The sequence below is a fragment of the Paenibacillus sp. RS8 genome, from assembly GCF_041956825.1.
Taxonomy (GTDB): Bacteria; Bacillota; Bacilli; order Paenibacillales; family Paenibacillaceae; genus Paenibacillus_AQ.
Window position 1 is genome coordinate 3,982,428 of sequence record NZ_CP168131.1, and the last position, 21,024, is coordinate 4,003,451.

17 protein-coding genes are annotated in these 21,024 nt (G+C 41.9%); 14 read left to right on the top strand and 3 right to left on the bottom strand.

Annotation, left to right across the window (positions count from 1 at the left end; genetic code table 11):
* The first annotated feature begins 59 nt into the window (after window positions 1-59).
* The 8 genes from ACDZ28_RS18850 (at window position 60) to ACDZ28_RS18885 (ending at window position 9,276) form a co-directional block, all read left to right on the top strand.
* On the top strand, window positions 60-1,619 hold the full coding sequence (locus ACDZ28_RS18850) for an extracellular solute-binding protein (protein WP_375102494.1): 1,560 nt from the start codon (window positions 60-62) through the stop codon (window positions 1,617-1,619).
* A 167-nt stretch (window positions 1,620-1,786) separates the two neighbouring features.
* A complete protein-coding gene (locus tag ACDZ28_RS18855; protein ID WP_231574253.1) occupies window positions 1,787-2,722 on the top strand; it encodes a sugar ABC transporter permease in 936 nt (311 codons plus the stop codon).
* A gap of 21 nt (window positions 2,723-2,743) precedes the next feature.
* Window positions 2,744-3,619, top strand: a complete 876-nt coding sequence (locus ACDZ28_RS18860) for a carbohydrate ABC transporter permease (RefSeq protein ID WP_076120028.1) — start codon at window positions 2,744-2,746, stop codon at window positions 3,617-3,619.
* 42 nt (window positions 3,620-3,661) lie between these two features.
* Window positions 3,662-4,765: a glycoside hydrolase family 105 protein gene (locus ACDZ28_RS18865; protein WP_375102495.1), complete on the top strand. Its 1,104-nt coding sequence runs from the start codon at window positions 3,662-3,664 to the stop codon at window positions 4,763-4,765.
* Window positions 4,766-4,876: 111 nt separating this feature from the next.
* Window positions 4,877-5,998 (top strand): glycoside hydrolase family 105 protein, encoded by a 1,122-nt coding sequence (locus ACDZ28_RS18870; RefSeq protein WP_375102496.1) that lies wholly within the window; start codon window positions 4,877-4,879, stop codon window positions 5,996-5,998.
* 22 nt (window positions 5,999-6,020) lie between these two features.
* Window positions 6,021-7,382 carry a glycoside hydrolase family 28 protein gene (locus ACDZ28_RS18875; RefSeq protein ID WP_375102497.1) on the top strand — a complete coding sequence of 454 codons (1,362 nt, stop codon included), beginning with the start codon at window positions 6,021-6,023 and terminating at the stop codon, window positions 7,380-7,382.
* 12 nt (window positions 7,383-7,394) lie between these two features.
* Window positions 7,395-8,285, top strand: a complete 891-nt coding sequence (locus ACDZ28_RS18880) for a dienelactone hydrolase family protein (protein ID WP_375102498.1) — start codon at window positions 7,395-7,397, stop codon at window positions 8,283-8,285.
* Between the two features lie 25 nt (window positions 8,286-8,310).
* On the top strand, window positions 8,311-9,276 hold the full coding sequence (locus tag ACDZ28_RS18885) for a pectinesterase family protein (RefSeq protein WP_375102499.1): 966 nt from the start codon (window positions 8,311-8,313) through the stop codon (window positions 9,274-9,276).
* Window positions 9,277-9,549: 273 nt separating this feature from the next.
* Here ACDZ28_RS18885 and ACDZ28_RS18890 read toward each other — a convergent pair whose 3' ends face one another.
* On the bottom strand, window positions 9,550-10,002 hold the full coding sequence (locus ACDZ28_RS18890; RefSeq protein ID WP_375102500.1) for a hypothetical protein: 453 nt from the start codon (window positions 10,000-10,002) through the stop codon (window positions 9,550-9,552).
* Between the two features lie 207 nt (window positions 10,003-10,209).
* Here ACDZ28_RS18890 and ACDZ28_RS18895 point away from each other — a divergent pair, with 207 nt between their 5' ends.
* The 4 genes from ACDZ28_RS18895 to ACDZ28_RS18910 all read left to right on the top strand — a co-directional run bounded on the left by ACDZ28_RS18895 (window position 10,210) and on the right by ACDZ28_RS18910 (window position 16,523).
* Window positions 10,210-12,189 (top strand): ATP-dependent DNA helicase, encoded by a 1,980-nt coding sequence (locus ACDZ28_RS18895; protein WP_375102501.1) that lies wholly within the window; start codon window positions 10,210-10,212, stop codon window positions 12,187-12,189.
* 221 nt (window positions 12,190-12,410) lie between these two features.
* Complete coding sequence (locus ACDZ28_RS18900; protein ID WP_042126138.1) at window positions 12,411-13,454, top strand: YeiH family protein; 1,044 nt, start codon at window positions 12,411-12,413, stop codon at window positions 13,452-13,454.
* A gap of 113 nt (window positions 13,455-13,567) precedes the next feature.
* On the top strand, window positions 13,568-14,380 hold the full coding sequence (locus ACDZ28_RS18905) for a MerR family transcriptional regulator (RefSeq protein WP_042126140.1): 813 nt from the start codon (window positions 13,568-13,570) through the stop codon (window positions 14,378-14,380).
* Window positions 14,381-14,585: 205 nt separating this feature from the next.
* On the top strand, window positions 14,586-16,523 hold the full coding sequence (locus tag ACDZ28_RS18910) for an FAD-dependent oxidoreductase (RefSeq protein WP_375102502.1): 1,938 nt from the start codon (window positions 14,586-14,588) through the stop codon (window positions 16,521-16,523).
* A 78-nt stretch (window positions 16,524-16,601) separates the two neighbouring features.
* On the opposite strand, the gene ACDZ28_RS18915 is transcribed toward ACDZ28_RS18910, so the two are convergent.
* On the bottom strand, window positions 16,602-17,018 hold the full coding sequence (locus ACDZ28_RS18915) for a MarR family winged helix-turn-helix transcriptional regulator (RefSeq protein ID WP_375102503.1): 417 nt from the start codon (window positions 17,016-17,018) through the stop codon (window positions 16,602-16,604).
* Window positions 17,019-17,153: 135 nt separating this feature from the next.
* Here ACDZ28_RS18915 and ACDZ28_RS18920 point away from each other — a divergent pair, with 135 nt between their 5' ends.
* The gene (locus ACDZ28_RS18920) at window positions 17,154-17,612 is read left to right on the top strand and encodes a DUF2798 domain-containing protein (protein ID WP_339290169.1); all 459 of its coding nucleotides are present in this window, start codon (window positions 17,154-17,156) and stop codon (window positions 17,610-17,612) included.
* A 157-nt stretch (window positions 17,613-17,769) separates the two neighbouring features.
* On the opposite strand, the gene ACDZ28_RS18925 is transcribed toward ACDZ28_RS18920, so the two are convergent.
* Complete coding sequence (locus tag ACDZ28_RS18925) at window positions 17,770-18,699, bottom strand: MerR family transcriptional regulator (protein ID WP_375102504.1); 930 nt, start codon at window positions 18,697-18,699, stop codon at window positions 17,770-17,772.
* Between the two features lie 247 nt (window positions 18,700-18,946).
* Here ACDZ28_RS18925 and ACDZ28_RS18930 point away from each other — a divergent pair, with 247 nt between their 5' ends.
* Complete coding sequence (locus ACDZ28_RS18930) at window positions 18,947-20,734, top strand: methyl-accepting chemotaxis protein (RefSeq protein ID WP_375102505.1); 1,788 nt, start codon at window positions 18,947-18,949, stop codon at window positions 20,732-20,734.
* Window positions 20,735-21,024 lie beyond the last annotated feature (290 nt).

Below are 21,024 nucleotides of genomic sequence, written 5' to 3' on the forward strand. Positions count from 1 at the left end.
TTTGCCAACGATGTAATGTGGGACTCGTAACCAATACAAATTATGGAGGTCAAAATGGTATGAAGAAGAAATCCTTCACCATGTTGTTGACATCACTGTTAGCACTCAGCACATTGCTGGCTGGATGTGGTGGTAACAACAATCAAGCAAGTTCTGAAACTGCAAGTAGTGAGAGCACTGCTAAGCCGGTAGAGACAGAGGCAGCAAAAGAAGATGTAAAAGAAGAGCCGACACAAATCAAGATTATGCTTCCATTAAATACGACTGATACACCACCTGACACGATTAAGAATGAAGTTGAGAAATTGACCAACACGAAGTTGACGTACCAATTTTTCCCTGCTGATACTTACGAAGAAAAACTGAATTCATCTTTTGCGACTGGCTCACTGCCGCAAGTGACGTATTTAAAGAATCAAACAACCTTCATTCAGATGAAAGAAGCGATTAAAGACGGTCAGTTCTGGGAAATTGGTCCTCTCTTAAGTGAATTCCCGAATCTGAGTAAATTGAAACCTGAAATTCTGAATAACACCAAAGTGGATGGCAAGTTGTACACCTTGTATATCGGCCGCCCTCTGGCACGTCAAGGGATCATCTATCGGAAAGACTGGGCAGATAAATTAGGACTTGCTGCACCAGCTAATGTAGATGAATTGTTCGAAATGGCTAAGGCCTTCACGGAACAAGATCCAGACGGTAATGGAATAAAAGATACTATAGGTATTGTTGACCGTAATGAGTTGACCTATGGTGCGTTCAAAACAGTCTCATCTTGGTTTGGAACTCCGAACTCATGGGGAGAGAAGGATGGCAAATTAGCACCTGAATTTACCTTCGATGAGTATTTCGATACGATGGACTTCTTCAAAAAAGTTCGTGAAGGCGGATACATGAACCAGGATTTTGCTGCTACTAGTAAAACGGATGCTGTAAACATGTTTACATCTGGTAAAGCAGGGCTCTATATCGGAGGCTCTATACAAGATATAGATACCCTCAACAAAGATACCATTAAGCTTTTCCCTGATGCTGTTCTAGATACGCATAGTATGGTTGCGAGTCCAGAAGGTAAATATGCGCAATGGATGATTCCCGGGTATAACAATGTCGTCATGTTCCCGAAATCTGCTGTGAAGGATGAGGCAGAACTCAAGAAGATCCTTGCTTTCTTTGACCAAATGATGACACCAGAAGTAGCTAACTTGATGTATTGGGGAATTGAAGGGACTCACTATACCGTTGTAGACGGTAAAGCGAAACCTGCGGATGACAAAGATTTGATCGAACGTGAAGTTAAGGGCTTCAAGGATAGTGTTATCGGAGAATACGAAACTAATGGCATGTACCAAAGTTATAACGTTCTGCCAGGCCGTATTCATGCAGAAGAATTGGTACTTGAGAACGTTAAAGTGGGTGTAGCAGATCCAACAGTGGCTATGGACTCAGCTACCTACACTGAAAAAGGTGTTGAGATTCAGCAAATTATTACAGATGCAACCTACAAGTATATGTATGGACAGCTCGACAGAGCTGGATTTGAAAAAGAGGTTGAGAATTGGAAGAGCCGTGGTGGAGCTAAAATTATTGAAGAGTACAACGCTTTATACAAAAAATAGTAACCCGTGCTCGAATAGTTAAACGATATAGCTGAAAAGGTTGTTGATCTTGTTTCAACAACCTTTTCTATTCCTCACAGGGTTCAGTAATATCGTGTTTGAATAAAGAAGGAGAAAGGAAGAGTATCATGCAGGATGTCACCGCACAGCCTAGTTCAGCCCCTAAAATGCAGCCTGAGCCAGAGATTTATAAAAGCAGCAGCGTACTAAAAAAGCGGCTATGGAGAAATAAATTGCTCTACGTCATGCTAATACCGGGAGTGCTATATTTTATTATTTTTAAATATCTCCCTATGTATGGATTAATTATCTCATTCCAAGACTATAAGCCTTATAAAGGAATAATGGGCAGTGATTGGGTGGGTATGAAGCATTTCAGCAGGTTGTTCACAGAGCCGGATTTCTTAAATATATTGGTGAACACACTTGTGCTTTTCGGGATGAATATTCTTATCTATTTCCCGATTCCGATTATCCTTGCCCTGATGTTAAATGAACTTCAAGGCACCTTTTTCAAAAGAACTTTTCAGAGTCTTTTCTATATACCCCATTTTTTGTCGTGGGTTATCGTCGTCTCCATTTCATTTGTTATGGTCACGATGGATGGAGGGATCATCAACGAGTTACTTTCCTATTTTGGATTTAAACAAATCAATTTCCTGCTTGACCCAGGATGGTTCAGGCCAATGTATATTATTCAGGTGATTTGGAGAGAAGCAGGCTGGGGAACGATTATTTATCTCGCTTCCATTGCTGCCATCGATCCAGGGCTTTACGAAGCATCACGTATGGATGGAGCTGGACGAATCAGACAAGTCTGGCATATTACTCTTCCAGCGATTAGAGGGGTAATTATCACATTATTTATTCTGAAAATTGGTTCCGTTCTTGATCTTGGATTTGAACATGTATATCTGCTACTTAACTCCATGAATCGAGAAGTCGCGGAAATTATCGATACGTATGTTTATACTGCTGGTCTAAGACAAGGACAGTTTAGTTACAGCACAGCCATTGGATTCTTTAAATCGATTGTTGGCTTGATTATGGTAATGTCGGTCAATAAATTATCTAAGAAAATGGGCGAAGAAGGCGTTTATTGATATGTTCTGGGAGGAATTGAAATGGTACATGATAAAACAATCAGTAGTAGAATTTTTTCGGCTATAAACTTTACGCTGCTAGCGCTCATAGCTTTAATTACCATACTTCCGATTATGCACGTTGTAGCAGGCTCATTTACAACGACTGCAGAGCTAGCGGCTAATAAATTTGTACTGATACCAAAAGTGTGGAGTCTGGAAGCTTACAAGTATATCTTCTCAACGAATACAATATTTAAAGCCATGGGTGTTTCCATTGGTGTCACGGTGATTGGTACATTCTTCAGTTTGTTAATCACTTCTCTGATGGCTTACGCTCTTGCTAGAAGAGATCTGGACGGACGTAAAGTGGTTAACTTTATGGTTGTGTTCACCATGCTCTTTCATGGTGGAATGATCCCAACTTTCCTCGTAGTGAAGGAATTAGGACTAATTGATACGTACGCATCACTTATTCTACCTTCAGCGATTAGTGCATTTAACATGATCATCCTTAAAACATTTTTTCAGAATATCCCAGATGGTCTGGAGGAGTCAGCCAAAATTGATGGTTGTAATGACTTCGGAATATTATTTCGAATTGTATTGCCGCTATCCTTACCTGCGTTAGCGACTATCGGATTGTTCTATGCGGTTACGTATTGGAATACCTACATGAATGCGATTCTGTATTTGGATGATAGTACGAAGTGGCCAATACAGGTTCTACTGAGACAAATTGTTGTCCTTGCCAGCGGTATGGATCACAGCGCTACACTGGATGCTGCTGCTCCACCGCCAGATCAAACGATTAAAATGGCTGTTATCGTTGTAGCTACTCTACCAATACTATGTGTATATCCATTCCTGCAAAAGCATTTTGCTAAAGGAGCAATGTTAGGTTCTATGAAGGGCTAACAAGCATTGAAAGAGAGATTATTCTTTGGAAGGAGCTTGGAGATGACTGCCAGGATACCAACAACACCGATAGAGTGGGCAAAAAAGGCATGCGATTCTTTAATGGATACTTACAGAGCGGGAGAGCTTCCTCCGGCACATCGTTGGCACTACCATCAAGGCGTATTTCTGTGTGGTATGGAGCTGTTGTGGAATGCTTATCAAGAAGACCGCTATATCCAGTATATTCAGGCATACGTGGATGATTTGGTAGATGAATACGGTAACTTTTATTTTGCCCGTGATGAGCTAGATGCCGTTCAAGCCGGACAATTGCTGTTTAACCTTCATAAGCGGACAGGTAAACTCAAGTATCGCATTGCTGCAGAGAAGCTGAGAAATTTATTGCTTACGTTAAACAAAACCTCTGAGGGTGGGTACTGGCATAAGGATAAATATGCTAACCAAATGTGGTTAGACGGGCTTTATATGGCAGGTGTATTCTCGTTAAAATATGCTAATGTCTATGGCGATTCTAGCTTGCGTGATACGGTTCTCCATCAGGAGAAGTTAATGCGCAAGCATATGAAAGATGAGACAACCGGGTTATTATATCATGCTTGGGACGAGAGTCGCCGGATGCCGTGGTCGAACCCGGAGACAGGCTGTTCACCAGAATTCTGGAGCAGATCGTTAGGGTGGTATGGTCTCGCATTGTCGCAATTTCTTGATCTGTTGGCCGTCCATGATCCCGCTCGAACTGGATTATCTTCTACTTTAAGTGAATTCGTTGATGCCCTTATTCGTTATCAGGATCAAGAGAGTGGGCTTTGGTATCAGGTCGTGGACAAGGGGCACGAGCCGGATAATTGGCTTGAGACCTCAGGGTCATGTTTATTTGTCTATACGATTGCCAAAGCCGTGAAGCATGGCATTGTAAGTGATACAGAAATGGCTATAGCTGCAGCTAGAAAAGGCTATGAAGGGTTAACCAGGTTGATTCAGTGGGATGACCAGAATAGATTAATTTTGCCGGACATCTGTATCGGTACTTCGGCTGGGGATTACGAGAGTTATGTCACTCGACCTAAAGTTAAGAATGATTTACATGGCGTGGGCGCGTTGGTGATGGCTTGTGTGGAGATGCAGAGTTTAATTCAAGATTGATTCGTTCGTACATTACTAGACAATGACTTGATTCTCTCGGACTGAGAATCAAGTCCTATTATTTTGTGGGAGAAGGTAGTACTTAAATTTAATAACATTCAGGGGGTTGGGATGAAGAGATCACATTGGGCAATTCACACGGCAGACTCTATCATGGCGAGGACACCAAAGCTCTATGAGGATAAAGGCTACAACGGAAGCTGGACCTATGACTATGGTGTGGTGTTGAATGGATTTGAATGGCTGTGGAAGCAAACTCGCGATGCGAAGTATCTGCAATTCATTCAAGATCATATGGATTATTTTATTCAGGAAGATGGCAGCGTTAAGGGCTATCATTTGGACGAGTACAATATCGATCACATTAATAACGGGAAATTATTATTCACACTATATAAAGAAACCAAGCAGGAAAAATATAAACAAGCGGCTACCTTATTTAGAAAACAGCTAAAGGCACATCCACGAACCTCGGAAGGCGCTTTTTGGCATAAAAATATTTATCCCTATCAAATCTGGTTGGATGGTCTTTATATGGGTGCACCTTTCTATTTAGCCTACTTGCTAGCCTTTGAGGAAGGGCAGGGGCTTGAAGATGTGACGAAACAATTTATTTTATGTGAGAAGCACACTAAAGACGCGGAAACGGGTCTGCTATATCACGCATGGGATGAACAACATATTCAGCCTTGGTGTGACCCCGAGACAGGGCTATCTCCTAACTTTTGGGCGCGTTCACTTGGCTGGTATCTTATGGCTTTAGTTGATGTTCTAGAGTTATTGCCGAGTGAGCATTCTGATTATCCAGAGCTGGTCCGAATTCTAAATGATACTTTAACTGCTGTGAAGAAATATCAGGATCCTGAATCTGGAGTCTGGTATCAAGTAGTGAATCTGGGGGAACGCAAAGGAAATTATTTAGAAGCTTCTGCTTCCAGCATGATTGTGTACGCTATGGCAAAAGGCATTCGATTAGGCGTGTTAGAGGCTAGTTGGTACGAACCGTTAGACCGCGCCTTCCAAGGACTTATAAGCGAATTTGTACTAGAAACCAAAGAAGGTTGGGTCAATCTAAATAAGAATTGCCAAGTAGCGGGGTTAGGTGGAGTGGACCAAAGAGATGGTACCTTTGCTTATTACATTAGTGAGCCTATTGTCACGAATGACCAAAAAGGTGTGGGTGCTTTCCTACAAGCCTGTGTGGAATACGAACAATTAAGAGGCTGGATTTGATATAGAATAGGAGTGCTATAGAATGTCCGTATATAATATTGACGATTTTGGTGCGCTTAAGAATAGCGGAATGTTAGCGACAGAAGCAATTGCGCGTGCGATTGAAGCGGCAAGTGAGGCTGGTGGAGGAACTGTTTATGTGCCAGCTGGCACTTACTATACGGGTGCGATTGTTATGAAAAGCAATATTGAATTAAATTTAAATCCAGGAGCGATCCTTTCATTCAGTACGAACCCTGTGAATTACCCTGCGGTGGAATGTAGATGGGAAGGGGTGAAGCAGCAGGTTCATACACCTTGTATTCATGGTAAAGGTTTAGTCAATATATCGATTACCGGAAGCGGAACTATTAATGGTAATGGTAAGGCATGGTGGGATGTATTTCGGAACCGTCGGGAAGAGCTAAAGTACCCCCGTCCGACTTTGATTGGCTTTGATAGCTGTCAGCGGGTAACGATTAAGGATGTCTCGCTGGTGAATTCTCCTAGCTGGACCGTTAATCCTGTGGCCTGCTACAATGTGACGATTGATAACCTGTCCATTTTGAACCCGGCTGATTCTCCGAATACAGATGGTATTAATCCAGAGTCCTGTACGAATGTTCGGATAAGTAACTGCAATATTGATGTAGGTGATGACTGCATTGCTATCAAAGCAGGAACTGAAGATACGAAAGGACGTATTCCATGCGAGAATATCACGATCACAAACTGTACCATGGTTCATGGGCATGGTGGAGTTGTTCTTGGAAGTGAAATGAGTGGAGATATTCGGAATGTAACCATTAGCAACTGTGTTTTTAAGCAAACCGATCGTGGCATTCGTATGAAATCAAGACGGGGTCGTGGTGGAACTATTGAAGACATTAGGATCAGTAATATTGTAATGGAAGACGTCATTTGTCCATTTACTCTGAATCTATACTATTTCTGTGGGCCGCGCGGGAAAGAAAAATATGTGTGGGATAAAAATCCTTATCCGATCACTGATGAAACGCCATGCTTTAGACGTATCCATTTCGCCAATATTACCGCACGTAATGTTCATGCTGCTGCGGGATTCTTATATGGGCTGGCGGAGCAGTATGTATCGGAGATTACTTTTTCAAATATTGATATCTCTATGGCAAGTAATGCGGTTCCCGGGCATCCGGACATGATGACAGGAATCGAGAACATGAACAATCGCGGATTTTTCCTAGGCAATGCAAGGGATGTACAATTCCAACAGGTGACTATCGAGAATCATGAAGGACCTGCTTTTTACATTGAAAATGGCGAAGCCATAGAGATCGTGAATTGTCAGTCCAAGAACACGAAAAAGCCGGAGAAACTAGTAGAACAAGTTACCGTTTCGCCCACAGTACAGAATGTGTGTCCGTAAAGGGGGGAAGCCATGGCGCCGGATAAACTGAAGGAACTGTTAGGTGATCTTCCAACGGATAAGCCGATTTCGGTAACTGTGATAAACCAAGAGGAACGGGATGGATATCGCCTCGAATCCCTTTTGCTTGATCTGAATGGATTGGAACGGGTACCTGCTTATGTTGCTATTCCTTTGGATGGAGAAGGACCGTTTCCGCTGGTTGTCTTTAATCATTCTCATGGGGGAAATTACGCGAATGGACGTAATGAGTTTGTTCGCAGCAGCGCCTATTTGCAACAGCCCTCTTTTGCTAAAGTCCTAACGGAGATGGGGTACGCTGCTTGCTGTATCGATATGTGGGGGTTTAATGAGCGTGGCGGTAAAACTGAGAGTGAGCTAGTGAAGGAAATGCTATGGAAGGGGCAGGTCATGTGGGGCATGATGCTGTATGACAATATTCGAATGCTGGATTACATGTGCCAACGTGAGGATATTGACGCTTCCCGAATCGCAACAATCGGCATGTCTATGGGTGGTTTGATGGCATGGTGGCTGGCTGCATTAGACGAACGGGTAGGAGTGATTGTCGACATCTGTGGTCAAGTAGATGCACATACCCTAATTGCTGTAAGAGGATTAGATCATCATGGCTACTATTCATATGTGCCCGGGTTATTGAAGCATTACACAACGCTCGACATTCAAAAGCGGATCGCTCCCCGCCCACGAATGAGTCTAGTAGGCAGAAACGATCGGTTATGTCCGATTGAAGGTGTTGAGCATCTGGCTCAAGGATTGTCTGAAGCTTACCAAACAGCAGGGAGCCCAGAAGATTGGCAACCGCTAGTGGGAAGTGGAGGGCATATGGAGACTCTGGAAATGCGGACATTATGGCAGCAATTTTTGGCGAAGCATCTCTAAAATCCATGGAAGGGAACAGACAACAATGCTAGTAGTGGGCAAAGAATCCTTTTGCGATTATCGCACCATTCAAGAGGCGATAGATTCGCTAGAGGGTGAGCCAACCAGCCAAGCGGTTACGCTCTATATTTTATCCGGCATCTATCAAGAGGTAGTTCGGATTTACCGTTCTAATCTTACGGTTATAGGACTTGGCTACGTGGAAATAACCATGAACCGTTATGCCAAAGAGCGTGATGAAGCGGGGGAAGAAATCAATACGTTTGCTACTCCAACTTTATTTCTGGGCGGCAGTCATTTGGTATTAGAGAATCTGGTGATAACCAATAGTGCTGGGCAGGGAGAGCGTATTGGGCAGGCACTAGCCGTCTATGCGCATTGTGACCAAACCGTATTCAGAAATTGCATCTTTAAGGGGTATCAGGACACATTGTTCACCGGACCTTTACCACCTGCTCCACGAGAGCGAAGGGCATTCGGAGGTATTCCGCTGAGAGAACATCACGCCCAGTATCGTCAGTTATATCAGCATTGCTATATAGAAGGAACCATCGATTTTATTTTTGGCGGTGCCACGGCTTATTTCGATCAATGTGAGATTCGCAGTTTACGTCATAATGAGAATCTTTCCGGTTATATAACAGCGGCTTCGACACCCGAGGGACAGTCACATGGCTACATTTTTAAGAATTGCTTCTTAACAGCCGATCCTGATATTGCTCCAGTGTTTCTAGGACGTCCTTGGCGCGAGTACGCGAAGACCGTGTTTGTGGGTTGTCAGATGGGCTTGCATATTCATCCTATGGGCTGGGACAACTGGAATAACGCAGCGAATGAGCAAACCGTTAGTTATCAGGAATATGGCGTGAAGGATGCTGCGTCCCTGAGGAAGAAGCGTGTTCCATGGGCAGATTGCTTTGAGGGTGGGGGAGAAGCGCTGAATAAAGAGTTTGTTTTTGCTGGGACGGACTTTTGGAAGCAAGTACTTTAATTGATTAATCTTTTAAAAAATGAGGCAGTCCTGGACGAATGTAAGAGTCCTTGATTGCCGTTTTTATTTCATTTGTTTTCTTTCAATATAAATCCAAGTGTGATATATCAACCAGAATATCATAGGAACTAATAAAACATAGGGCCTCTGGCGTGCTGGAAGAAAGGAGTATAAAAATAGCCCAATTATTATCGTTGGTAACACTAGAATAAAATACTTTTTCCAATGCATGTTCTTCCCTCTCTTTGGTTTAATACTTACATCCTTTAAGTGTTAATGCCCTCGTATGTCAAGATCACTTAATGGATAATTACTACTGCCCCAAGTGTAAACAATATAATAGTTAACTAGTTTTTTATCTGCTTTCAATGCTTTGAATTTCAAATCACGATGTTCAATAAAGGCAATGTTATTGCTCACTTGCTTTTCAACGATATAACTCCAATTATTCTCACGATAATTTGCATAAAAATTATTTAATTGTTCCAAAGTTTGTTCCGATTTGATTAAAATAGCGCCGAAAAATTGCATTCCATTTCCATTCCCCATTAATTTCCCAGCGGATGATAAAGCATCTACCCTTTCAGTTTTATCCGGCAAAGATAATTCCATTAGATTTTTCTTTGTGGAATATGCAATGTAATTGTTAATAAATGGAGTGGATACGATTGGTAAAATAAGAGCAACCACTGCAATGATTAAAATGATTATGAATGTTTTTTTCAAGTTTACCCCTCCCTTTTATCAGAGATCTTCCGATTCTTCCAATACATTCCTGTAACTGTTTATTCTATTAAAGGTAATGATCCTCCTGCCTGCTATAGTAACTTGTAACAACCGTTAAATTATCCAAACGAACTACTTTGTAATTATTCCAATCTTATGAGATAATAGAGTTTTTCCGTTGATTCTATTTTTCATGGCATACGTGATATGCCTGATCAAATATTGGAGGTAGGCTTGTTGGCGACACAGTATCCTTTTGAATATGATCGGACCAGACCTTTTATGGAGCAAGTAGGAGAATGGGTCGGAGATGTATTTTATGAAATTCTTCCTGAGGCAGGATTTGAAGTCCGTGATGAACAGATTTACATGGCGTTTCAGGTGGAGCGAGCTTTTGCTGAGAAAAAGACGATTTTTGCTGAGGCAGGGGTCGGTACGGGTAAGACTTTAGTGTATTTGTTATATAGCATTTGTTATGCGCGGTATATGGGCAAACCTGCGATTATCGCTTGTGCGGATGAGTCATTGATCGAGCAGCTTGTGAAACCGGAAGGCGATATTGCCAAGCTTGCGAAGCATCTGAATATGAATATTGATGCCAGACTAGCGAAATCTCCGGACAAGTATATGTGTCTGAAAAAGCTGGATCACGCACGCAACAATGATGATGGGAGCTTGCCGCTGGAGAGTTTATACAGTACTCTACCTGATTTTGTACATTCTCATGCACCGATGCAGCAGTTCCATGCCTATGGCGACCGTAGGGACTATCCAGATTTGAACGATGAGCAATGGAATAAGATCAATTGGGATACGTTTCAGGATTGTTTTACTTGCGATATGCGTCACCGCTGTGGGCAGACGTTGTCCCGTGATCATTACCGGAAATCAAGTGACTTGATCATTTGTTCTCACGATTATTACATGGAACATATTTGGACTTATGAAGCGCGTAAGCGAGAGGGTCAAATTCCTCTGCTTCCAGAACATTGTGCCGTTGTTTTTGACGAAGGGCATTTGTTAGAATCTGCCGCCATGAAGGCGTTAGGCTATAAAATGAAGCATGTTGTCTTTGAAGAACTAATCTCTCGTCTGTTACAGAATGAGATTCGTGAGACGCTCGCGGTACTTATTGATGAAGCGATTATGCAGAGTGAGCAGATGTTTAAATACATTCGTCGTCAATGCCGCAGCATTCCTGGATCGGATCGAAAAAGCATTGCGCTTAACGCACCGCTAATCCGTGAGGTGCACCGCATGCGTAGTGTAATTGCTGCTATCGAAGAAGAATTAGTATTCGAAAGTGGACTGTATACGATTGATGAATATCAATTGCGGATTGTGGAAGAACGTTTGGAGACCATAGAGATTGCCTTGAGATTGTTTGAGGATTCAGGTGCATTAATTTGCTGGGCTACAGAAGATAGCGATGGCTTAACGCTGTCGGTAATGCCACGTAATGTTAAGGAAGTACTCCAAGACAGCTTGTTCACGCAAAAAATGCCAATCGTATTCTCTTCGGCTACCTTATCCGTGGATAAATCATTCCAATACTTGAAGGACAGTCTTGGGATTCAAGACTTTCTGTCTTTCTCTGTAGACTCACCTTATGATTATGAGCATCAGATGAATGTCTATGTGCCAGAGCTTCGGAGCGGTGATTTTGCTGAAAAAATGGAGATCTCTCTAAAGCTTATCGAGCAGACTGAAGGAAGAGCCCTGCTGCTGTTCCGTACTCGGGAAGAACTTCTGCAGTTCAAGCAGCTCAGCTCGCAGACAGCAGAATCCAGTAAGTATTCTTTCCTCTTTGAAGGAGATCAAGAGATCAGCTATCTAATCTCAGCTTTTCAAAGGGATGAGCATAGTGTGCTTTGTGCGGTAACGCTATGGGAAGGACTAGACATACCAGGACCTTCACTATCTAATGTGATCATTTGGGCACTGCCTTATCCGCCGCTCGACCCTGTATTTATGGCGAAACGTGCGGAGACCTCCAATCCTTTTGAAGAGGTGGATTTGCCGTACATGCTGCTGAGACTTAAACAAGGGATGGGACGTCTGATCAGAACGGGCACGGACCAAGGAATTGTGACGGTGCTTGCGGAAGCTGAAGGACAACATCCGGTTCACGAGTATATAACTTCTGTACTACCGAAGGGTACTAAGCTTCAGACGCTGGAAGTTTGAATGTAATATAGGAACACAAACGACGCTCTTTTGGTGAGGCGGCTGCTCTGGCATGCTGCTTCTCGAAGGAGCTTTTTTTGCGCAAATTCAAGCATAAGGATTACTAATCTTACAGATAGTATATTGGTATTTAACTTTCGAGCCATGGCGTATTATTGTTGATTCATGGGGGATATACATACCTCCGTCATCTAGAGATTCATACAAGGGGTGTACACGACATGGGGGATTCACAGGGATTATACCAATCGAACCATAAGAAAGAGGTTGGTTTTGCGCTTGGCATTGGATTGACCTTAATCATTGCATTAGTCGCAAAGTATTTAGCAGGCTTTCCATTTCTCTCTATTATGGGCCAACTGGTCATTGCCATTCTAATCGGAATTATTTGGCGGGCAACCGTCGGAGTGCCGGGCACGATCACTCAAGGGACTGATTTTTCCAGCAAAAAGCTACTGCGTCTAGGAATTATCCTGCTTGGTATGCGGTTGAATTTAATGGATATCGTAGCTGCGGGTCCAAGGGTATTTCTACTGGCTGTTATCGTGATCGTATTTACGATCTCTGTTGTCTACGGGCTTGCTCGACTGTTCAAGGTTGATAAACGACTCAGTATCTTAACTGCCTGTGGAACAGCGATCTGCGGTGCGGCAGCGGTGGTGGCGATTGCTCCACAAATCAAAGCGAAAGACGACGAAACTGCGATTGGCGCAGCGATAGTCGCTATATTAGGTACAATATTCACGTTGCTCTACACTTTTTTGTACCCTTTGCTAGGCTTATCCGATCTAGGCTACGGGGTATTCTCTGGAGCTACCTTACATGAAATTGCTCACGTCATCGCAGCAGCTGATGCAGGTGGGAATGCAGCAGTAGATATGGCGGTCATCGTTAAATTGACTCGGGTAGCCTTACTTGTTCCTGTGGCTATATTAATTGGGATTTGGACGAATCGCGCGGAAAGAAAAGTTCAGGGAGTTCAGTCTAAAGCCTCGTGGAAAAGTATTCCTATTCCTTGGTTTATTCTCGGTTTCTTACTCGTAAGTGGTGTGAATTCATTAGGGATTGTATCTGCATCAGTGGCAAATGGAATTGTAACGATAGCTTATATGCTAATCGCTATGGCGATGGCTGGACTTGGCTTGAATGTTGATTTGGCGGCATTTAGACGACTGGGGATGAAGTCTTTTGCAGCTGGGCTTATAGGTTCGGTCTTGTTGTCCTTAGTTGGATTTACACTAGTTCACTGGTTTGGACTGGCATGATCTTTTGCATACATTTGAATAGTAAGAAATGAACTACTTCATATCTAAATATTGTCCTTCTGTATATCATTTAATGTGGCTGGGTAGGCATGAAATGGATGGAGGGACATCAGGTGAAATATTGCATAGGGGAATTTGCTTCCATTCTCGGTGTAACTGCAGATACGCTGAGGTTATACGAGAAACATGATATTGTTAGGCCCACTAAAGATAACAGCAATAATTACAGATATTTTAATGACTTAGATGCAAGAGATTTGCTAATGAGTAGATGGTACAGAAGTATGGGAATTCCATTGCCGGAAGTGGCAACGCTGATGAAGGAGTCTTCATTAGAGCAAGTTATGGGTAGGATGCAGGAAACAGAGTCGAATTTAGAAGAAGAGATCAAGCGGAAGACGATGCTGCTAAAAAAGATGAATGAAATTCATAATGAACTCAGAGAATTAGACTCCTCTTTATATAAGTGTAAACTTAAACAGCTGCCAGGTATGTATAGACTAAAGCAAACGGATAAAAATGCATTATTAAAAAATGATATTGTAAAAAGCTTAGTCAACACTTGGATGGATCTGCTGCCGTATGCGTTTTATTCTTTTAGAATTGAGGATACAGGTATCTTTTTCAGTGAAAACAATAATTTTAATTATAGCTGGGGCCTTACTTTGCTAGAAGATGAAGCGCAACAATTCGAAATGGATATTGAAGAGTACGCAGAGTATATTAGCCCAAGTCTTTGTATCTCAGCAACAATGTTATGTACGGATGAAAAATATATCACGAAGAACTCCTTGCAGTTCATGTTTGACTATATCGAAGCTAATCATTATTCCATTTCGGGAGATGTGGTTGGAAAATTACTGCTCACCGAAAAAATTGAAGGCCATAATAGATCTTATTTGGAAGTGAATATCCCAATCAAATAGTGACTCTAATTAAACATCTGCTCTTTGGGCAGATGTTTTTCTTCTAGTTGGACAAAAAGTAGACATTGACCTTGGTGTTGCACCAATGTTTATACTTCGGGATATAGCCTGTCAGATGTCGTTGTTGATTAATCATTATCTTTGTGAAAATTATCACGTTATTTGCATCAGGTTATAAGATATTAGACACTGGGGGAGAACAGAAATGCGTAACAGAAATTTCGTCAAGAAAATGCTCATGTTATCTTTTTGTATGGTGCTGATCGTTTCCATGCTGAGTGGATGTACGGGAAATGGGGAATCGGCTAAGTCGTCATCGTCCTTTAAAGCCGGTACGTTCACAGGAGAAGCGGAAGGAAAAGAGGGAGTCATTAAAGTAGAAGTAACTATGGATGAGCCAGATAAAATTAAAGATATTAAGATCGTAAGCCAATCGGAAACAGGAGGGCTGGGAGATAGTGCACTTGAAAAAATTAAAGCACAAATTCTAGAAGGGCAATCCTTGGCAGTTGATGCTGTTAGTGGTGCAAGTCTTTCCAGTGAGGCCATGCTTGCCGCTGTGGAAGATGCCGTAACCAAAGGTGGAGGTAATCTTGAAGTTCTCAAAGCCGGAGGTGCAAAAAAAGCTGGTGAAGGGAAAACAGAAAAACTTGAAACCGATGTTGTTGTAGTGGGCGCTGGGGCATCCGGTGTATCTGCGGCTGTTACAGCGGCTGATAAAGGTGCTAAGGTTATTATTATAGAGAAAACGGGTGTCATCGGGGGAGCGAGTAACTTGTCCTGGGCAGGTAAGTTCTATAATTCATCCGCTGCTACGAATAATAATCTAAAAGTAAATGTGGAAAAAGAAATTGCGGATTGGATTGTCAACAATCACTGGAGAGTGGATGCAGCAGCGATTAGACAATATGTTACTAAATCCGGTGAAACTTACGACTGGTTAGCCGAAAAAGGATATCAAACTAGCTTCTTGAATTTCTTCGGTGAGCAATTACATGTGCTTCCAGCTTATGAAACACGTGAAGAAACGCTTCGTAAAATGTTATCCGAATCAGTTGAACAAAATGGCGGACAAGTGATCACAGAAACGACTGCCAAAAAGCTGATTACGAATGAAGCTGGAGAAGTTACAGGAGTAATCGCTGAGAAAGCAGATGGTACAACACTTGAAATCACAGCGAAGAGTGTCGTTATGGCTACAGGTGGTTATGCTGCAAATAAAGAAATGGTAAAAGAGGCGTTTGGTTTCGAAGGGGTTAACGGTGGATTAGGACAAAACGTAGGAGAAGGCCTGAAGATGGCATGGGAAGCTGGAGCCAAGGTACCTGACAACTTCGGTGGACAAATGCTTCACCAAACATTAGCTAGAGCAACACAAGGTCTCAAAGCACAATATGAACCTTTTGAAGCAAGTTATCCACTAATGTTGACGTATCTTCCGAATTTCATGAATGTAGGTACTTCTGGTGCTCGATTCAGAGATGAAGCGGCGACGTTAACTTCGGTTGCAGCAGCGAATACAAGTGCATTTAATGGTCCGTATCACATGGTTATCGTCTCGAAATCACAACTGGAGGCACTTCAGACCAAGGGGATGAATGGTGTTCATGCACCAAGTCTTCCAGGAATGCCACCGGAATTCTATGCTGAATTTGCCGATAAATTCACACTAGAGAACCCTTGGACAAATGTCGAGAAAGTATTTGATTCGATGGTGGAGAACGGAGATGGTTTCAAAGGAAACACGATTGAGGAATTAGCTACGAATGCAGGGATGGATGTTGATGTGTTTGTAGAAAATTATAATAGTTATACAGAAGCAACAAAAACTGGTGTAGATGCTGAATTTGGAAAAGCTGCTGAGTATTTAGAACCTATGGGTGAAGAAGGTCCATATTACGCCATCATTGCTGAAATCAATAATCTGGGTTCAGTTGGTGGCTTGCTAGTAAATACAAAATTCCAAGTTCTGAATGATAAACGGACACCAGTGAAAGGATTGTTTGCTGTAGGTCTAGAATCTGAAGGTGTGTTGTTTAATGATACTTATGTTGGAAACGGCGTTGGTATTGGGTACTCCTTTACCTCAGGTCGTCTTGGCGGGGAGAGCGCAGCTAACATTGCATTAGAGAAATCTAAGTAACAAACCATTTCCCGGAAAATAATTGAATATTTTTTATAGACGCAGGGTGGAGAACTCTGCGTCTTTTTTAGCTGGAGATTAGAGCCATTCTTCTTTTAGCAAAGCTCTGAGAAGCTCTACGTTAGCTGCTCCAAGCTTGTTGGCAATTTTTTGCTCTAATTCAATTTTGGTGACCATCATTCTTTGATTGCATGCGATTCCCTTCTGGGTAAGAGTGATGTTTTTGTCACGCTGATTTCCTTCGACTTCAACAGCCTCTACGTAGTTACGTGATAATAGTCCTTTAATGCTTTTATGTGTACCCTGCCTGGAAATATTAATAATTCTACTGATTTCTGAGATCGAGAGCATTTGATGTGCCTCAAGAACCGCCAGGATATGGGATTCAGTCTTGTTGATTTGATCCGGGTCTTGGTCGGTCACTATTTTACGTAAGACTAAATGCTTCTCACTAAGTAAATCAATTAGGTTCATTTCTTGTAGATGGTTATCCATATGAACACTCCTAAATCATAGCTCGTTTATCCAAGTATAAGTCATTTGAATTTATTGTCAACTTGGTTGACTAATTTCAAATTGCTGTGGTATTGTAATCCAAGTTGACAATATAGAGATAAAAGGAGCTTGAAGATGGGAAGAAACAAAAAAGAAGCATTATTATTTACGTCTATCATGTGTGCATTGATGGTGCTGGGGATGAGCATTTACAATGTAGTGCTGATGGAGGGCTGGTCGGATACGGTAGTTAAAGACGTAGTCATCGGCTACGTACCAGCGTTTCTTGTTGCTTTAATTCTGGATGTATTTGTTGTAGGTAAGGTTGCGAAGGGGATTGCGCATAAGCTGGTTAAAGAGAATGATCCGATGATCAAAAAAATTATGTTTATATCCTTTTTTATGGTGACCGGAATGGTGTTGTTTATGTCCTTCTACGGTGCAGTTCTTCATGTAGGGTTCTCCTCAGAACTACCGATGGCTTATCTGTCTGCAATCGGTAAGAATTTCATTGTTGCACTTCCACTGCAAATCTTATTAATCGGGCCGCTTACACGATTTATCTTTGTAAAGATTACTCCGGCTATTGCATAGAGAATATTAACATCACCTTTACGCAAAGCTGGGTCAATCTTATGTGACACTCTAGTTTCTTGAAAACAAACAAAATGCTCTCCAACTGCCATGATGGGCAGGGGAGAGCATTTTATTCTATAACCCTCTAAGAGAAGGTCTTAATATATAGACAGTTCTATGATCTCTTTTTTACAGGTTCCAGCAGATTTAATACATACTGACTTCCGCTGCCTTTTGGACTATCGTTACGGATATGCTCCTCAAGGCATAATCTTGAATCGTGGTCAGCCTGATAATCCAAGTTATTATCCAAATAACTCATTATTGCTTGCCATGAGCCGTAGATATCATCGCTGCTTTCTGTCATTGCATAGAGACCGCCATCGAACCGCATCTCTTTAAGCTGGCTTGGTATTTCTACATTTTCAGGAATGGAGGCACAAAATCCATAGCCATAAGGATTATTCTCACCACTTGGATGCGGATGTGTATTCCCACCAAATAGACGTGCCGTCCCCAAGAGATGGTTAGCCTCTAACCATTCCGTAACAGGAGTCATTGCTTCATCCTCTGGAGATGTGCTGACTGCAATATTATAGGCAAATCTCATAGGTGGAAGTGTAATGAATCTTACATGGATAGGTGGAGAGTGTTTAATCGTTGTCATAGATAGAACCTCCTCATTCTCATTCGTAACATCTAATGAATTGGATGACTCTTCGTTCAACGCTAATAACAAATGGTTAGTTATGGGTTCCTCCATACGTGCGGATATTAGTTGTAGGAAGAAGCGGATTTCACGATCTTTTTGTGTGAGATCAGATTTCTCCTTATGAATTGAAGCAGATTGCTGAAGGAGTATTTCATATAAGGACTGAACGGACATGCTCTGTAGGACGGTACCGATATCCTTAATACTAATATCAAGTTTTCTTAAAAATGCGGTGATTCGAATAGCGAGTATTGCGTGCTCATCATAAATTCTCCAACCCGAGCTAGCCTCTCGGTGACTTTCAAACAATCCTTGTGCTTCCCAGTGACGCAACGTCCGACTCGTCAGTCCGATTTGCGTAGAAAGCTTATCAATAGTCACAAATCCACTCATAGACAACTCCCGTTCTATAGATTGATAAGGCGCCCTATGGAAATATTTTAGCACTTAACGTTACGTCAATTGCAATAGGGGAGTTATAGCCCGTGTATTCGACATAATTTACAATTCTCATACAAAACTGTGCCCGGTATTTAATGTACAGCTTCTACAATTTAGATATTAGTAAAAAGTACCTATTGCTATATGAGGCTTTATACGGAGGATGATAATGTTGAAGGCTAGGTCTATGCATCTATCAATGAAGTGGAAGTTGATCTTGAGTTTTTCTGCCGTGGTACTATTCTTTCTAGGGGTAGCGCTATACCAAAACTATAAAATCAATCAAGTAGAAATCTCTATGGAAACGCAAAAAATGGAGATGGAAAAAAGAATTACAGTATCCACTATTACTCAACTGCTTCAAGAAATGAACGGTGTGGAGACCTCTCTAGCGGGTTCTAGCGATTTGGAGTTTACTCAACCATTTAAGGATAAACAGACAAAGCTAATGGAAGAATTGGGCAAAGTGAAGTTTGAGGCAGATTCTCCAGCATCTAAGGAGTTAGAACAATTATACAATCAAGTTGGAGGATATACAGGTTATTTTGACGGATTAGTAAATACTATAAAGGACGAGCTGCTTGATCCTATGGCTGTTTTGGAACGAATAGATGAATTACATACGAAGGCATTGGCTATGAATAAGGCTATGCTGGAGACTAATGAGAAACTATATACCGCAGCAGCAGAGAACGCAGAGAAGGCTCAAGATTATTCTTTTGATTTATTAAATCTGACCAGTTCTATGGGAACCTATGCAGCAATACTAGTGTTCATTTTCACAATTATTATTGCTGTTATGCTTATACGTTCCTTCTTGAACCCTATAAATAAGCTGCAAGCGGCTCTACGAAAAATTGCTGAGGGAGATTTACGGCAGCAGATTAATTCGCCATATAACGATGAGTTAGGAAGTCTGAGTCATCATTTTGACCATATGGTTTTGCGGGTAAGAGAGATGCTTCAACATACCCAATCTGTTGCTTCTTCGCTCGCGACTTATTCGCACTCTTTTCAACAATCTTCTTCGATTACCGCTCATACGAATCAAGAAATCGTAAGCACAATACAGGAAATCTCTGTAGGCGCTGAGCAGCAAGCCGGACAATCTGAGCAGAGTGCAGGCTTGATTCAAGAATTGGAACGGGAAGTTCATGAAATTACCGAGTATACCGAGGTTATGCTATCGACCAGTCAAACGGCTAATCACAATACTCGAAAAGGTTCCGAGTCCGTCATCGCTTTGCGCGAGGTATCGGAGCATTCACGTGAGTCTGTGAATAAGGTGTATCTTGCACTGACCAAATTGAGCGACCAATCGAAGGATATCTCTAGAATAACTAAATCGATTACAAACATTTCTAACCAGACCAATATTCTCTCTTTAAATGCTGCGATTGAAGCGGCAAGGGCGGGAGCTTATGGGAAGGGCTTTGCAGTCATAGCTGATGAAGTGAGACAATTATCAGATCAGACCAAAGAGTCCTCCGTACATATCAGTCAGATTATTAACGAACTGCAAGCTGGGATGGATGAATTCCAGCAATATATGCTGGAGACCAAAGGAAACCTTGAAGAACAGGATCAAAAAGTGGCCGAAACGTTGTCATCTTTTGAAGCGATAGATCAGTCAATTATTGAGATTAGTAAGCAGATTGGGCAAATCCATGACAAGGTAGATATGACACAGACCATGAATCGTAGACTTGCGGAGTCTGTTCATAATGTGGCGGCTATTGCTGAGGAAACTGCGGCAGGGGTTCAGGAAGTGAATGCCTCTAGCGTGCAACAGGATAATGCAATTCACGATATTGCCCGCCAAGCGGTTGAGATTAATGAGATTTCACAAAAATTATTCAAGGAAATTAACGTCTTCAAGATTAATTCGGATATAGTAGACGAAATTATCGCTGGAGATGACAGTGACTCAACTGGCGATGAAACGCCTGCGCCTGCGGAGCAGTCCTATTTGACAATCTCCGCTTAGGTGAAGGTTTGATTGACTGCTCGCCTATCGGAACGACTTGATTCACACTAATTCTGTAACGTAAAAAGGTAGTTTAGAGGAGAGATTCTTCTAACTACCTTCTTTGCACGTTAAGTGTATTTAATGCAGCTATTAAAGGATGAGTTTTCCTTATAAAGTGTTTAGATGTACTTCGTGCAGTTATTTTCTCCGGGAAAGACCGTTAGTGGTGTTTAGCTAGTTTTTAATTGCACTGAATACAACTAAAGTCGAACATAAGCTTTGTTAGTGTGGTTTAGTTGTATAGAGTG

Coding starts and splice junctions, on each gene's coding strand:
- ACDZ28_RS18930 (WP_375102505.1), top strand. CDS start 18,947: ATGAAGTGGAAGTTGATCTTGAGTTTTTCTGCCGTGGTACTATTCTTT.
- ACDZ28_RS18860 (WP_076120028.1), top strand. CDS start 2,744: ATGGTACATGATAAAACAATCAGTAGTAGAATTTTTTCGGCTATAAAC.
- ACDZ28_RS18900 (WP_042126138.1), top strand. CDS start 12,411: ATGGGGGATTCACAGGGATTATACCAATCGAACCATAAGAAAGAGGTT.
- ACDZ28_RS18885 (WP_375102499.1), top strand. CDS start 8,311: ATGCTAGTAGTGGGCAAAGAATCCTTTTGCGATTATCGCACCATTCAA.
- ACDZ28_RS18895 (WP_375102501.1), top strand. CDS start 10,210: ATGCCTGATCAAATATTGGAGGTAGGCTTGTTGGCGACACAGTATCCT.
- ACDZ28_RS18925 (WP_375102504.1), bottom strand. CDS start 18,699: ATGAGTGGATTTGTGACTATTGATAAGCTTTCTACGCAAATCGGACTG.
- ACDZ28_RS18855 (WP_231574253.1), top strand. CDS start 1,787: ATGCAGCCTGAGCCAGAGATTTATAAAAGCAGCAGCGTACTAAAAAAG.
- ACDZ28_RS18865 (WP_375102495.1), top strand. CDS start 3,662: ATGACTGCCAGGATACCAACAACACCGATAGAGTGGGCAAAAAAGGCA.
- ACDZ28_RS18870 (WP_375102496.1), top strand. CDS start 4,877: ATGAAGAGATCACATTGGGCAATTCACACGGCAGACTCTATCATGGCG.
- ACDZ28_RS18910 (WP_375102502.1), top strand. CDS start 14,586: ATGCGTAACAGAAATTTCGTCAAGAAAATGCTCATGTTATCTTTTTGT.
- ACDZ28_RS18850 (WP_375102494.1), top strand. CDS start 60: ATGAAGAAGAAATCCTTCACCATGTTGTTGACATCACTGTTAGCACTC.
- ACDZ28_RS18875 (WP_375102497.1), top strand. CDS start 6,021: ATGTCCGTATATAATATTGACGATTTTGGTGCGCTTAAGAATAGCGGA.
- ACDZ28_RS18920 (WP_339290169.1), top strand. CDS start 17,154: ATGGGAAGAAACAAAAAAGAAGCATTATTATTTACGTCTATCATGTGT.
- ACDZ28_RS18915 (WP_375102503.1), bottom strand. CDS start 17,018: ATGGATAACCATCTACAAGAAATGAACCTAATTGATTTACTTAGTGAG.
- ACDZ28_RS18880 (WP_375102498.1), top strand. CDS start 7,395: ATGGCGCCGGATAAACTGAAGGAACTGTTAGGTGATCTTCCAACGGAT.